This window comes from Pseudarthrobacter sp. Pseusp20 (genome assembly GCF_059492155.1).
In genome coordinates this window covers 3,736,625-3,749,700 of sequence record NZ_CP168521.1, presented here as the reverse complement: position 1 = coordinate 3,749,700, position 13,076 = coordinate 3,736,625, and the positions used below count along the sequence as shown (strand labels likewise).

The window sequence follows — 13,076 nt, the reverse complement described above, 5'->3', positions numbered from 1 at the left end:
TGAAGTAGTGGCGCTCCCGGCGGCACAGCCCGCCAGGGAAAGCGCGAGCAGAACCCCGGCCACCGCAGAGGCCCCGGGACCTCCACGGCGGCCGAAATTCCTTGATGTCACAGAATTGATCCGTTCAGCCTTGGTTATGCTGCCGCGTTGCGGCGGCGGACGGCGTAAGCTCCGCCTGCGAGGGCAACCAGGGCCAGGCCGCCGCCGATGGCGAGGGCCCCGGTGTCGGTGCCAGAGCCGGGTTCAGAGGGGATGCCGGTGTTGGCGCCGCCTGCAGGCATCTTCATTTGGCCGGCCGTAAGCGTTCCGCACAGGGCGGGGGACGTAGCCGCCAGCGGCAGTGATGGAACCAGGTCACTCTTGGCGGCCTGGCCTGCGGCGCTGAGGGTGGCGGGGTCAAGGCCGTGGACCACAACCACTGCCGTGCCCGATTCCAGGGCCGCCTTGGTTTCGGCGTTCAGTTCGAACGTGCGGTCCACCGTATAGGAAGCGCCCTGTCCGGCGACCTTCAGGTCAAGGCCTGCTGCCTTACTGGTATCGCCGCTGGTGGAAAGGGTGGTGACGATGCCACCGTATGAGGGTGCGCCCTCGGTGGTGGAGATGACTTTGTCGCCGTCCTTGTCCGCAGAAGGGTCGGGGCAGACGCCCTTGGCCCCGCCGTGGATGTGCTGGACGTGGGGGTACGGCGCATCCATGAAGGTGGCGGGCAGGCCCGACACCTTGAGGACGACGTGGGCCTGGTTGCCCATGACATCAACTGTTACGGTGCCTGATCCGGCGCTGCCGTTGATCTGCTTCAGCGTTGACTGGTACGAGCCGTCGGCGGCCATTGCAGGTGAACCGGACAGGGCGAGTGCGGCGAGGGCAAGGGTGGGGACTGCCATAAAGCGAAGTGACTTATTCATTCGGAAAATCTCCTCATTCACGTCCGTGTGATGGTGGCGTCCCCAGACAGGAGACACCGGTACTTCGCGGCGGCACCATCAGCGGATGGGTGTGGACGTGGCCTGATTCACTTTTTCCGTGTGGTCATTGCTCTTTTGATGGAGGCTGTGGCGGTCACTTCACCATCAGCGTTCCCGTCATTCGGGAATGGAAGCTGCAAACGAACCCGTACTCCCCGGGTGAGTCGGGCGCTTTGAAAATTGCGGTTTCACCGGGATCGACCGCAACGTCGAACCCGCCATGGTCCTTTGCCGTCACCGTGTGCGGGGCGCTGTCGGCGTTCGTCACCGTCACCATCGATCCCGGTCTGACCGTGGTGGGGACCTCGAACTTGAAATTCCGTATCGTGATCACCGAAGTGGCGGCTTGCGCCGATCCCTCCGCCGACGATCTGGGGGAACCAGCTGAAGGCGTGGCAGGAGTATTCCCACTCCCGGCAGCGCACCCGGTGATCCCGCCCAAGGCGATGGCCACGGTGACGGCCCGGATCCAAGAAGAAGCTTTCATGGCAATCCCTTTCAGGAGGGATGCGTCCGTTGCCCGCCGGATGGCGGGCCTTCAGGAAACTACCCTGTGCGCCCTATTCGTTGCCCCCGGCCTCCAGGATGGGGGGTCAGTTCGCCACCGTAAAGGGCACAACCATCACCCCGGAGTTGGTGGAGCCCAGCTTGTCGTCCCGGCAGGACGTCCGCAGGTGCAGCTTGTGCACGCCGTTGGCCAGGCCACGGGTGTCGATCGCGAGGGGAGCGGCCCCGAAGGGCTCGGGTCCGAAGGCGCCCGCCGAGTCCCAGAGGACCAGCCCCGGGTTGGCCGGAACCGCGTGGAAGTCCGGGTCTACCGAGATGAAGGAGTGGGTAGCCGGCCGCGAGCCGTCCGTGTGGCTGGTCAGGCCCACGAGGGGAGCCCAGACTCCCGACACCGGTCCGTCGGGAAGGGGCAGGCTGCGGACCGAGGACTCGCAGTATCCGGCGTGGGTGTACCAGCCCTTGCCCCGCAGGAAGGGGTCCCTGGTCACATCGGAGGCGGACTTGCCGTTCTGGATGTTGACCTGCCAGTTGAAGTTGGCCCTCATTTCGTTGCCGTCCGGCTCGGAAACGAACCCGCGGAAGCGGACCTCCTGCGTGCCTGAGTGGTTGAAGCCGGAGATGGGTGCGGAGAAGGTGAGCCAGCGCTCGCAGGTGCCGGTGCACGTGAAGTCGCCCCCGCCGGCGCCGGCCGGCCCCGGGCAGCTGAAGTCCGGTGCCGCGGCCCGCAGGTAGCATTTCTGGACGGTGGTTTCCCGGTCCGAGGTTTTGAACACCATGGCCACGTAGTCGGCGGTGCCCGGGTTGTCGTGAAGGATCACCCGGACGTTCACGGTGAGGTTGCCCGAGCTGATCGTTTCCCGTTCCGGGACGCAGGCCCCCAGGTGGAGGTGGCCGGTGTTGGTGACGGCGTTGTTGGCCTGGTCAGCGTCCGGCATCCACCACGACTGCGTGTCCACGAACTGCCGGTTCTCCGCGTACACGGTGCCGTCGGCAGGCGGCGCACCCATGCACAGCCCGGCCGCAGCCCTGGCGGTACCGGGACTCAACCCGGTTATGGCAATGAAGGCCAGCGCAACAGCAGATACCAGGGCAAGGGACCGTCTCAAGAGCATCCATCCTTCACGGAGAAACTGCGCGCATTGCTGTCGCCGGCGTCGGAACGCCGAGCCATGGGATGTTTCGTTATTTGTGCCCGGTAGGGCGTGGAAAGTATAAGACCGGACTCAGCGCCAAAACCAGAGTTGACAGGCCATTACGACGGCGGCACGCACCTTTTGCAGGACCTGATGGAGCGTCTGGGGAAAGGGTGCAGGAAGTGATGGGGGATCGCGGGAAAGGGGGCAGGAAGTGATGGGGCGTCGCGAGGGGGAGGGGGACGCTTGACGAGGTCCGGCGCTCCCGCATATCCTGAACGAACGGTCGGTAAATAATTCGGCACGTCCCAGACGGTCTTTGCATAGGAGCAACCATGGCAGCGCAGAACCTGCAGTCAGTGCCCGCTGAGCTAACCCCGGAAGAAGAAGCCGCAGGCCAGGCCCACTTCGACCGGATCATCGCCGAGGACTCGCGTATCGAGCCCCGCGACTGGATGCCCGCGGCCTACCGCAAGACCCTGCTGCGCCAGGTGTCCCAGCACGCGCACTCCGAGATCATCGGCATGCAGCCGGAGGCCAACTGGATCTCCCGCGCCCCCAGCCTGAAGCGCAAGGCCATCCTCATGGCCAAGGTCCAGGACGAGGCCGGCCACGGGCTCTACCTCTACTCCGCCGCCGAAACCCTGGGCCAGTCCCGGGACAAGATGATGGACGACCTCATCGCCGGCAAGGCCCGCTACTCCAGCATCTTCAACTACCCGGCCCTGACCTGGGCGGACATGGGCGCCATCGGCTGGCTGGTGGACGGCGCAGCCATCTGCAACCAGGTCCCGCTGTGCCGCGCCTCCTACGGACCCTACGGCCGCGCCATGGTGCGCATCTGCAAGGAAGAGTCCTTCCACCAGCGCCAGGGCTTCGAGATCCTCCTCGAACTCTCCAACGGCACCCCCGAGCAGAAGCAGATGGCCCAGGACGCCGTGAACCGCTGGTACGCCCCGGCCCTGATGATGTTCGGCCCGCCGGACGACGATTCCCCCAACTCCAAGCAGTCCATGGCCTGGAACATCAAGCGGTTCAGCAATGACGAGCTCCGCAGCCGCTTCGTGGGCATGATGGTGGAGCAGGTCAGGGTCCTGGGCCTCACCCTCCCCGATGACCAGGTCCGCTTCAACGAGGACACCAAAAAGTGGGAGCACGGCCCGCTGGACTGGCACGAGTTCCAGGAAGTCCTGGCCGGCCGCGGTCCCTGCAACGCCCAGCGCCTTGAGCGGCGGAGGGCAGCGCACGACGACGGCGCCTGGGTCCGCGAGGCAGCGGCGGCTTACGCAGCAAAACAGTCAGCAAAGCAGCAGAAGGAATACGCAGCATGAGCCCGCACGGCAACCCGGAAACCCCGGCCAGCTCCGCCACCGAGATCAACCGCGAAGCCCCCAAGGCATCGCCAGCCCCGCAGGAGCACCATGACAAGAGCGCCTGGGGCCTCTGGGAGGTCTTCGTCCGGTCCAGCCGCGGCCTGAGCCACGTCCACGCCGGATCCCTGCATGCCCCGGATGCCGCCATGGCCCTGCGGAATGCACGGGACCTCTACACCCGCCGCAACGAGGGCGTCTCCATCTGGGTGGTCCCGGCCGATGCCATCGCCGCGAGTGACCCCGACTCCAAGGGCTCGTTCTTCGAGTCCCCGCAGGGCAAGGACTACCGGCACGCCACGTACTACACCAAGAGCGAAGGGGTGAAGCACCTGTGAGTACCCCCGAAACCAGCACCCACGAAACCACCGGCCACGGCGACATCTCCACCGGTGTGGCCGGCGACTCCAACGCCTCCGCCACCCGCATCACCCCCGGCAACGCCCTGCGCCCGGAGGACATCGCCCTCGAGGTCCGCACCGGCCTGGTGAAGCCCTCGGAGGACATCGCCGAGTACGCCCTCCGCCTGGGCGACGACGCCCTTATCCTGGCACAGCGCCTGGGCCACTGGATCTCCCGCGCCCCGGAGCTGGAGGAGGACATCGCCCTGGGCAACATCGCCCTGGACCAGCTGGGCCATGCCCGCAGCTTTCTCACCTACGCCGGCGCCGCGTTCACCGACGAGGACGGCTCGGCGAAGTCCGAGGATGACCTGGCGTACTTCCGCCGCGAGCACGAGTTCCGCAGCGTCCAGCTGTTCGAGCAGCCCAACGGCGACTTCGCGGCCACCATCGCCCGCCAGTTCGTGGTGAGCTACTACCAGTACGAGCTCTACCGCCGCCTCACCGGATCCACGGACGCAACCCTGGCCGCCATCGCTGCCAAGGCCGTCAAGGAAGTGGACTACCACCGGGACCACAGCGCCCAGTGGGTGCTGCGCCTGGCCGGCGGCACCGAGGAATCCCGCAAGCGGATGATCCACGGCCTGCGCCTGATGTGGCCGTACGTCAACGAACTGTTCCAGGACGATGACCTGACGCAGCGCCTCGCTGAGGCGGGTGCCGCCGTCGCGCCTTCCTCGCTCCGGGAGGACTTTGACCGCCTCACCGCAGAAATCCTCACCGAGGCCGAGCTGGAGGTCCCGGACGTGCCCGCAGCCCCGGGCGGCGGCCGGTACGGCAAGCACTCGGAGTACCTGGGCTACATCCTTGCGGAGATGCAGGTGCTGGCCCGCGAGCATCCCGGGGCCAGCTGGTGACAGCCATGTACATCTCGGACTTCGAAAGCCGCACCCGGACCCCGCAGCAGCGGGCCTGGGACATCGCGGCCACCGTGGTGGATCCGGAGATCCCGGTGCTCACCATCGCGGACCTGGGCATCCTGCGCAACGTGGACGTGCAGGGCAACAGCGTCACTGTCACCATCACGCCCACGTACTCGGGCTGCCCGGCCATGGACGCCATCCGCGACGACGTCTACGCCGCCTTCAAGAAGGAGGGCTACGCGGACGTGCACGTGGACCTGGTCCTGGCCCCGGCCTGGACCACGGACTGGATGACGGAGGCCGGAAAGCAGAAGCTGCAGGAGTACGGCATCGCCCCGCCCACCGGGCACAGCAAGGCCGGCGGCCACTCCGGCCCGGTCCGGCTGAGCCTGGCCGTGAAGTGCCCGCAGTGCAACAGCCTCAACACCAAGGAACTCACCCGCTTCGGTTCCACGTCCTGCAAGGCGCTCTATGTGTGCCAGGACTGCAAGGAACCGTTCGACTACTTCAAAGTCCTGTAAGGAAGCCCCATGCCTGTTGTCCGCCAGACCGCCGCCGAAGAGGCTGAGCTGACCGGCCGCCGTCGTCCGTCCTTCCACACCCTCACCGTGAAGGAGGTGCGCCGGCTCACCGACGATGCCATCGAGGTCAGCTTCCATGTACCGGCGGAACTCGCCGGCAAGTTCGACTACCTGCCCGGCCAGTACGTGGCGCTGCGCACCACGCTGCCGGATGAGAACGGCGAGCCCAAGGAGATCCGCCGCAGCTACTCCATCTGCGCCGAGCCGCGCAGCTTCGCGGACGGCACCAGCGAGATCCGGGTGGCCATCAAGAAGGACCTGGGCGGGCTGTTCTCCACGTGGGCCAACGCCGAGCTGAAGGCGGGGGACACCCTGGACGTGATGAGCCCCATGGGCGCGTTCGTGTCCAAGCATGGCCGGGACGGTGTGGCCGTGGAGCAGAATGTCATGAACTCCATGAACCACCCGGAGGACCTGGCGGGGGAGCCGGGGAATTTCGTGGCCATCGCGGCCGGGTCCGGCATCACCCCGGTGATCGCCATCGCCCGGACGCTGCTGGCCGCCAACCCGGACACCCGGTTCGATCTGATCTACGCCAACAAGGCCGCCATGGACGTGATGTTCCTGGAGGAACTGGCGGACCTGAAGGACAAGTACCCGCAGCGGCTGGCCATCCACCACGTGCTCTCCCGCGAGCAGCGGATCGCGCCGCTGCTGTCCGGCCGGATCGATGCCGAGAAGCTGCAGCAGCTGCTGGGCACCGCCCTGCACGCGGACGATGTGGACGAGTGGTTCTTGTGCGGGCCGTTCGAGCTGGTGCAGCTGTGCCGGGACACCCTGGCCGAGCGCGGGGTGAAGCCGGAGAACATCCGGTTCGAGCTGTTCACGTCCGGCAAGCCGGACCGTCCGGAGGGGCAGGCCGGCCGTCCCGTGGTGGTGGACGAGTCCAAGGAGACGTACAAGATCACGTTCAAGCTGGACGGCCTGCAGGGCGAGGTGGCCAGCCCCACGCACGCCCGCGAGTCCATCCTCAACGCGGCGCTGCGGGTCCGCCCGGATGTGCCGTTCGCGTGCGCCGGCGGAGTGTGCGGCACCTGCCGGGCCAAGGTGGTCACCGGCAGCGTGACCATGGACGAGAACTACGCGCTGGAGCAGGATGAGCTGGACAGGGGCTACGTGCTGACCTGCCAGAGCCACCCCACCAGCAAGGAAGTCACGGTCGACTTCGACGTTTAAGTTGTTACTCACTAAAGGAGCCCCATGATTTCCCTTTCCATCAGCAACGGTGTTGCAGAAGTCGTCCTGGACGCACCCCACAAGCTGAACTCGCTGGATGAGCAGGCGCTGCGGGATTTAGCACAGGCGTACGACGACGCTGCTGCCGCCGCCTCACGCGGTGAGGTGCGGGCGCTGCTGCTGAGGGGGGAGGGCCGCGCCTTCTGCGCGGGCCGGGACATCGCGGGCGTCACCCCGGAGAGCGACGACGCCGCCGCCTACCTGGGCGGGCTGGTGGAGCCGCTGCTGAAGAAGATGGCTTCATTTCCCGCACCCACCTTTGCCGCGGCGCAGGGCGCGTGCCTGGGCGTGGGGCTGGGCCTGCTGCTGGCCACGGACGTGGTGTACGTGGCGGAGAACGCCAAGTTCGGCTCGCCGTTCGCCAAGCTGGGGGCCACGCTGGACTCGGGCGGGCACTGGTACTTCACGGAGCGGATGGGCATGCACCGGACGCTGGACCTGATCTACACGGCGGACCTGATCTCCGGTGCGGAGGCGGTGGCGCAGGGGATGTTCAGCCGTGCCATGCCGGCCGCCGAGCTGCTGGACTCCACGCGGGCGATCGTTTCGCGCGTTGCTGCAGGTGCCACCGAGGCATTCGTTGCCTCGAAGGAGCTGGTGGCGCACATCCGTGACCAGCGGCTGGGCCTGTGGCAGGCCATGCAGGAGGAAAACGAGGAGCAGGCACGCCTCTGCAAAACCGACGACTACGCGGAGGGTTTCCGGGCCTTCCAGGAGAAGCGCGAACCGAAATTCACCGGCGGCCACTGATTACACCTCCTCGATTGGTCCGCAACTGTCCTTTCCGGGGCCGAAAACGGCAGTTACGGAGCAATCGATGAGGCTGGAGGTCCGCCGCCGCATTGGCGCCGGGCCTCCAGCCGTCTATCGGTTGAAACCGCCCAGGCAGGTACCCCTACCGGGCCGCCATCTCCGATTCCAGTAGCTCGTAGGCCGGTGTGGTGAGGAAATCGGTGTAGTCCTCGGACAGGCAGATCCGGGAAATGATGCCGGATGCCGGTCCGTAGTACCGGTTGAACAGATCGTCGCCCACCTCGTTCCGGAGCTTTTCCGTTTCCTCGGCCAGCAGGCGCTCAACCAGTTCGCGGGTTGCCGTGTTCCCCGTGTCGGCGAAGACTACCCCGTTGCGGATTTGCTGCCAGACCTGCGACCGGGAGATTTCCGCCGTCGCGGCATCCTCCATCAGGTTGTGGATGGCAACTGCCCCGTTCCCGGACAGCCACACTGCGGTGTAGGCGATGGAAACGTACAGGTTCCCGCGAAGACCGGCTTCGGTGGCGTCGCCGGGTGCCGACTCGATGTCGAGCAGTTGTTCGGCGGTGACGTGGACCTCTGGGCGGGTCCGCTGCACCTGGTTGGGGGCATCTCCCAGGACCTGGTCGAATACCTCCATGCAGATGGGAACGAGGTCTGGGTGTGCAACCCAGGAGCCGTCGAATCCGTCGTTGGCCTCGCGGGTCTTGTCTGCCCGTACTTTTGCGAACGCCTCTTCCGTGACTTCGGGCTCGCGGCGGTTCGGAATGACTGCTGCCATGCCACCCATAGCAAACGCGCCGCGCTGGTGGCATGTCTTGACCAGGAGTTCGGTGTAGGCGCGCATAAAGGGAACGGTCATCGATACCGCTGCACGGTCAGGCAGGGTGAATTTTGAACCGGAATCGCGGAAATACTTGATGATGCTGAACAAGTAGTCCCAGCGCCCCGCGTTGAGGCCGGAGGCGTGGTCCCGCAGTTCATACAGGATCTCGTCCATCTCGAAGGCCGCGGGAATGGTTTCCACCAGGACGGTGGCCCGGATGGTTCCTTGCGGGATGCCGATGGCGTCCTGTGCGAAAACGAAGATGTCGTTCCACAGCCGGGCTTCAAGGTGGCTTTCCATCTTCGGAAGGTAGTAGTAGGGGCCGTGGCCGTTCTCAAGGAGCTGCCTGGCGTTGTGGAAGAAGTGCAGTCCAAAATCCACCAGGGCGCCGATGGCGGGCTTGCCGTCGAATTCCAGGTTCCGCTCCTCCATGTGCCAGCCGCGGGGGCGCATGATGACGACGGCGGTGGGCGCATCGGTTCGAAGGGCGTACGTCTTGCCCTCGGGGGATGTGTAGGCCAAGGTTCCGCGTGCGGCGTCGTACAGCGAGAGTTGGCCGTCGATGACGTTGAACCAGGTGGGGCAGCTGGCATCCTCCAGGTCTGCCAGCCATACTTTTGCCCCCGAATTCAGGGCGTTGATCGCCATCTTGGCGGGGGAGCATGGGCCGGTGATTTCCACCCGGCGGTCCCGGAGGGCGGGGGGCGCCGAGGCAACGGTCCAGTCGCCTTCGCGGACGGCTGCTGTCTCCGGCAGGAAGTCCAGGGCTCCGGTCTTTGCGGCTTCTGAACGGCGCTCCTGCCGTGCAGCAAGGCGGGCATCGCGTTCGGCGGCGAAGCGTCCATGGAGTGCGGCGAGGAAGTCCAGGGCTTCCGGTGTCAGGATTTCGGCGGCGCGGTCAAAGGGCAGGGCAGCGGTTCGGGTCAGGGGCATTGCTTGGTCCTTTCGAGGAGTTTCACGATACGGACATTATGTTCTGCCAGATGAAAAAACAAGAGCTTCAGAATAATCGGTCAGACCATTGACTAGCGGTCAGACCAATACATACAGTTTGTCCACGAGACAATATCTCAATCTCACATTGTGGAATTACCGCTCGGCGTTTCTTATCCCATTCATCGCGCCCTACCCTCCCCGCTCCAAATACAAAGGAGTTTTTTGTGAGCACTTACCAGCAAGTCGTGGACCCCCTCTGGGGTTCACTCGGCCTGTCCGCGCTCTGCGCGGCGTTGCCGTTGATTCTCCTGTTTGTCCTGCTGGGCGTCTTCCGGGTGAAAGCGGCTATAGCCGCGATCGCCAGCCTGGCGCTGTCCATCCTCCTGGCCCTGATGGTCTGGCGTATGCCTGTGGACCAGGTCTTCAGCGCCACGGCAGAAGGAGCCTTCTACGGCCTGTTCCCCATCCTGTGGATCCTCATTAACGCGCTCTGGCTCTACAAACTCACGGTGGCCACGCCTTGGTTTGATGCCCTGGGCCGGACCATCCGCTCCATCTCCAACGATCTGCGGATCCTGTCGATCCTGATTGCGTTCTGCTTCGGCGCGCTCCTCGAATCACTCGCCGGTTTCGGCGCCCCGGTTGCCATCACGTCGGCGATGCTGATGGCCGCCGGCATGAAGCCGCTGAAATCCGCCATCGTCTCGCTGTTGGCCAACACCGCGCCGGTGGCCTTCGGTGCCATGGCCGCGCCCATCATCGCCCTGAACGGCGTGACCGGCCTGTCGCTGCACGACCTGTCCTCGATGGCCGGCCGCCAGACCCCCTTCATCGCCCTCATCGTGCCGCTGCTCCTGGTCTTCATCGTGGACGGCAGGCGCGGCCTCAAGCAGACCTGGCCCGTTGCACTGGTGGCCGGCGCAGTCTTTGGCATCTTCCAGTTCATCACGTCCAACTTCATCGCTGTGGAACTGACCGACGTCGTGGCTGCGGTGGCTACCGTGGCCGCCGTGCTGCTGATGCTCCGTGTCTGGCAGCCGCGGGAAACCATTGATATGTCCGGGCAGTCCGGCGGGTCGGGCGATCTTGAGGAAGGACGTCCGTCCGGCCCGTCATCCTCCAGCCGCGGTTCGGCAAGGATACCGGCATCCGCATCGGTTACGGAGGCTGTCTCCGCGGCTGCGACCACCCGGGTCGCGGTGCGGCCCAGCGCCACGGAGCGGCCCGTCCGCCGGGAAATCTGGATGGCTGTGGCGCCCTACCTGATCATCATGGCCGTCTTCTCCATCGCCCAGATCCCCGCAGTCAAGGACTGGCTGAGCGCCAACGGAAGCCTCAGCTTCGCCTGGCCGGGCCTGGACGTCGTGGACGCCGGCGGGAAGCATGTTGCCGCGCAGAAGTTCAAGTTCGACCACCTCAAAGCCACCGGAACCCTGCTTCTGGTCTCCGGCCTCATCACCATGATCCTGTACCGCCTGTCGGCAGCCCAGGGCCTGCGCATTTACTGGGAAACCCTGAAGCAGCTGCGCTGGACCATCCTCACGGTCACCACCGTCCTGGCCCTGTCCTTCGTCATGAACCTGTCCGGACAGACCACCTCCCTGGGCCTCGCCCTCGCGTCCGCCGGCGGCTTCTTCGCCTTCCTCTCGCCGCTGATTGGCTGGATCGGTGTTGCCCTTACCGGATCGGATACCTCGTCCAACTCACTCTTCGGGCAGATGCAGGCCACCGCCGCCGCGCAGACCGGCCTCCCGCCGGTGCTGATGGCTGCCTCCAACTCCTCGGCCGGCGTGATGGGCAAGATGCTTTCGCTGCAAAACCTGGCCGTCGCCTCAGCGGCGGTGGGCCTGGAGGGCGCCGAGGGCACGCTGTTCCGCAAGCTGATCGGCTGGAGCCTGGGCCTGCTGGCCCTGATCACGGTGCTGATCGTCCTGCAGTCCACCCCGGTACTCGGCTGGATGATCCCCTAGCCGGCGCCACCCTTGCACACCGGGAATACGGCCGGGCGGAGCGGTTCCGCCCGGCCGGGTGCCCAAAGAACCCACCCTAGAAAACAAAGAGGTTTCCTTCCCATGAGTACAACTACAGCTGTCACAGCATCAGCAGCGCTTTTGGCTGCAAGCGCTCACACCTCCACAGACCTGGATGAGCGGGTCAGGGTAAGCACGGACCGTTCCGGCTACGTTCCGCCGAGCCTGCCCGATGGCGTCGTTTATGCCACCAGTGCCGAAGAAGTTGTGGCAACCATGAAGCTTGCCGCGGCCCACAATGTCCCGGTGGTTCCCCGGGGAGCCGGAACGGGCCTTGCCGCCGGAGCTTCCGCGCAGGCCGGGGAAGTAGTCCTTGACCTGGCCCGGATGAACCGGATCCTGCACATCGATCCCGTGGAGCAGTTGGCCGTGGTTGAACCCGGCGTCCTCAACGCGGAGGTGAACGCGGCCGCGGGGGAGCATGGACTCTTCTATGCGCCGGACCCGGCCAGCACGGCAATCTGCTCCATCGGCGGCAACATTGCCACCAATGCCGGCGGAATGTGGTGCGCAAAATATGGGGTTACACGGGAATCCGTGCTCGCCCTCCGCGTGGTCCTGCCCGACGGCCGGGTGCTGCGGACCGGGCGGAACACCATCAAGGGCGTCACGGGGTACGACCTGAACGCGCTGATGATCGGCTCCGAGGGAACGCTGGGCGTGGTGGTCGAAGCTACGCTCCGTCTGCGGCCCAAACCCATCCAGACCGCCACCGTCGCCGCCTATTTCCCGGACGTGGACGCCGCCGCGCTGGCAGCATCCGCCATCATCGCCGCCCGGCTGCAGCCCTCGGTGCTGGAACTCATGGACGGCCCCACGCTGGAAGCCGTCGATACCGTGCATGGCACCAACCACCGGTCCAAGGGCGGCGCCTTCCTGCTGGCGCAGACTGACGGGTACGGCGCGTTCCTTGAGCAGGACGTCCTCCTCAAAGCCATTGAACCCTTCGCCAGTCACGTCGAGAAAGCAGTGGACACGTCGGCAGCGGATGCGCTCGTGGCCACCCGGCGGGAAGCGATTCCCTCGCTTGAGACGTTGGGCCGCGTGTCCATTTGCGACATCGGCGTGCCGCGGAACCGGCTGGCAGATGTCTTTGCGGGGCTGGAGGACATCTCCCGGAAGACGGGGGTCCGGATCTTCAATGTGGCCCACGCAGCGGACGGCAACCTGCACCCGATGATCGTCGTCAACCCCGACCAATCCATCACGGAAGGACCGGCCAAAAAGGCCCTTGGCGACATGTTCTACCTGGCACAGCGCCTGGGCGGCACGCTGACCGGGGAACACGGCGTCGGCCTGCTCAAGCGCGATTGGCTCGAGGACGAGCTCGGCAGCACCTCGCTGGAACTCCAGCGCGCCATCCGCAATGTCTTCGACCCCCAGGGAATCCTCAATCCCGGCAAGGCAATCTGAGCCGGACAACCCGTCCCACGGTTCCTTGATCCGCTTCTGTCCTGCTGCGCCGGTTCTCCGTG

12 protein-coding genes are annotated in these 13,076 nt (G+C 65.7%); 8 read left to right on the top strand and 4 right to left on the bottom strand.

Translation table 11 applies throughout. The features are described from left to right. Window positions 1–134 precede the first annotated feature (134 nt). The 3 genes from ACEN9K_RS17390 to ACEN9K_RS17380 all read right to left on the bottom strand — a co-directional run bounded on the left by ACEN9K_RS17390 (window position 135) and on the right by ACEN9K_RS17380 (window position 2,578). A complete protein-coding gene (locus ACEN9K_RS17390; protein WP_026265692.1) occupies window positions 135–905 on the bottom strand; it encodes a CHRD domain-containing protein in 771 nt (256 codons plus the stop codon). 154 nt (window positions 906–1,059) lie between these two features. Then, window positions 1,060–1,452: a cupredoxin domain-containing protein gene (locus ACEN9K_RS17385; RefSeq protein ID WP_018768765.1), complete on the bottom strand. Its 393-nt coding sequence runs from the start codon at window positions 1,450–1,452 to the stop codon at window positions 1,060–1,062. A 106-nt stretch (window positions 1,453–1,558) separates the two neighbouring features. Continuing rightward, complete coding sequence (locus ACEN9K_RS17380) at window positions 1,559–2,578, bottom strand: hypothetical protein (RefSeq protein ID WP_495634750.1); 1,020 nt, start codon at window positions 2,576–2,578, stop codon at window positions 1,559–1,561. A 362-nt stretch (window positions 2,579–2,940) separates the two neighbouring features. On the opposite strand from ACEN9K_RS17380, the gene paaA reads away from it, so the two are divergent. From paaA to ACEN9K_RS17350, 6 genes are read left to right on the top strand one after another with little or no spacing between them, the layout of a single operon-like run. Further along, entirely contained in the window at window positions 2,941–3,936 is a 996-nt protein-coding gene (gene paaA / locus ACEN9K_RS17375; RefSeq protein WP_134164041.1) for a 1,2-phenylacetyl-CoA epoxidase subunit PaaA, read from the top strand. Beyond that, a complete protein-coding gene (gene paaB, locus ACEN9K_RS17370; RefSeq protein ID WP_223992514.1) occupies window positions 3,933–4,313 on the top strand; it encodes a 1,2-phenylacetyl-CoA epoxidase subunit PaaB in 381 nt (126 codons plus the stop codon). Before paaA ends, paaB begins: the two co-directional genes overlap by 4 nt. Beyond that, window positions 4,310–5,233, top strand: a complete 924-nt coding sequence (gene paaC, locus ACEN9K_RS17365) for a 1,2-phenylacetyl-CoA epoxidase subunit PaaC (protein ID WP_495634749.1) — start codon at window positions 4,310–4,312, stop codon at window positions 5,231–5,233. Before paaB ends, paaC begins: the two co-directional genes overlap by 4 nt. 5 nt (window positions 5,234–5,238) lie before the next feature. Beyond that, window positions 5,239–5,760 carry a 1,2-phenylacetyl-CoA epoxidase subunit PaaD gene (paaD, locus tag ACEN9K_RS17360; protein WP_495635718.1) on the top strand — a complete coding sequence of 174 codons (522 nt, stop codon included), beginning with the start codon at window positions 5,239–5,241 and terminating at the stop codon, window positions 5,758–5,760. A 9-nt stretch (window positions 5,761–5,769) separates the two neighbouring features. Then, complete coding sequence (gene paaE, locus ACEN9K_RS17355; RefSeq protein WP_018768759.1) at window positions 5,770–6,996, top strand: 1,2-phenylacetyl-CoA epoxidase subunit PaaE; 1,227 nt, start codon at window positions 5,770–5,772, stop codon at window positions 6,994–6,996. A 24-nt stretch (window positions 6,997–7,020) separates the two neighbouring features. Next, window positions 7,021–7,806, top strand: coding sequence for an enoyl-CoA hydratase/isomerase family protein (locus ACEN9K_RS17350; RefSeq protein WP_224084103.1), 786 nt, complete (start codon window positions 7,021–7,023; stop codon window positions 7,804–7,806). A gap of 145 nt (window positions 7,807–7,951) precedes the next feature. Here the strand turns inward: ACEN9K_RS17350 and aceB are convergent, their stop codons facing one another. Continuing rightward, window positions 7,952–9,568 (bottom strand): malate synthase A, encoded by a 1,617-nt coding sequence (gene aceB / locus ACEN9K_RS17345; RefSeq protein ID WP_224084102.1) that lies wholly within the window; start codon window positions 9,566–9,568, stop codon window positions 7,952–7,954. Between the two features lie 227 nt (window positions 9,569–9,795). Here aceB and ACEN9K_RS17340 point away from each other — a divergent pair, with 227 nt between their 5' ends. Both ACEN9K_RS17340 and ACEN9K_RS17335 read left to right on the top strand, forming a co-directional pair. Next, the gene (locus ACEN9K_RS17340; protein ID WP_495634748.1) at window positions 9,796–11,541 is read left to right on the top strand and encodes an L-lactate permease; all 1,746 of its coding nucleotides are present in this window, start codon (window positions 9,796–9,798) and stop codon (window positions 11,539–11,541) included. A 102-nt stretch (window positions 11,542–11,643) separates the two neighbouring features. Further along, window positions 11,644–13,014: an FAD-binding oxidoreductase gene (locus tag ACEN9K_RS17335; protein ID WP_026265688.1), complete on the top strand. Its 1,371-nt coding sequence runs from the start codon at window positions 11,644–11,646 to the stop codon at window positions 13,012–13,014. The last annotated feature ends 62 nt before the right edge of the window (window positions 13,015–13,076 follow it).

Coding starts and splice junctions, on each gene's coding strand:
- ACEN9K_RS17390 (WP_026265692.1), bottom strand. CDS start 905: ATGAATAAGTCACTTCGCTTTATGGCAGTCCCCACCCTTGCCCTCGCC.
- ACEN9K_RS17385 (WP_018768765.1), bottom strand. CDS start 1,452: ATGAAAGCTTCTTCTTGGATCCGGGCCGTCACCGTGGCCATCGCCTTG.
- paaA (WP_134164041.1), top strand. CDS start 2,941: ATGGCAGCGCAGAACCTGCAGTCAGTGCCCGCTGAGCTAACCCCGGAA.
- paaB (WP_223992514.1), top strand. CDS start 3,933: ATGAGCCCGCACGGCAACCCGGAAACCCCGGCCAGCTCCGCCACCGAG.
- paaD (WP_495635718.1), top strand. CDS start 5,239: ATGTACATCTCGGACTTCGAAAGCCGCACCCGGACCCCGCAGCAGCGG.
- paaE (WP_018768759.1), top strand. CDS start 5,770: ATGCCTGTTGTCCGCCAGACCGCCGCCGAAGAGGCTGAGCTGACCGGC.
- ACEN9K_RS17350 (WP_224084103.1), top strand. CDS start 7,021: ATGATTTCCCTTTCCATCAGCAACGGTGTTGCAGAAGTCGTCCTGGAC.
- aceB (WP_224084102.1), bottom strand. CDS start 9,568: ATGCCCCTGACCCGAACCGCTGCCCTGCCCTTTGACCGCGCCGCCGAA.
- ACEN9K_RS17335 (WP_026265688.1), top strand. CDS start 11,644: ATGAGTACAACTACAGCTGTCACAGCATCAGCAGCGCTTTTGGCTGCA.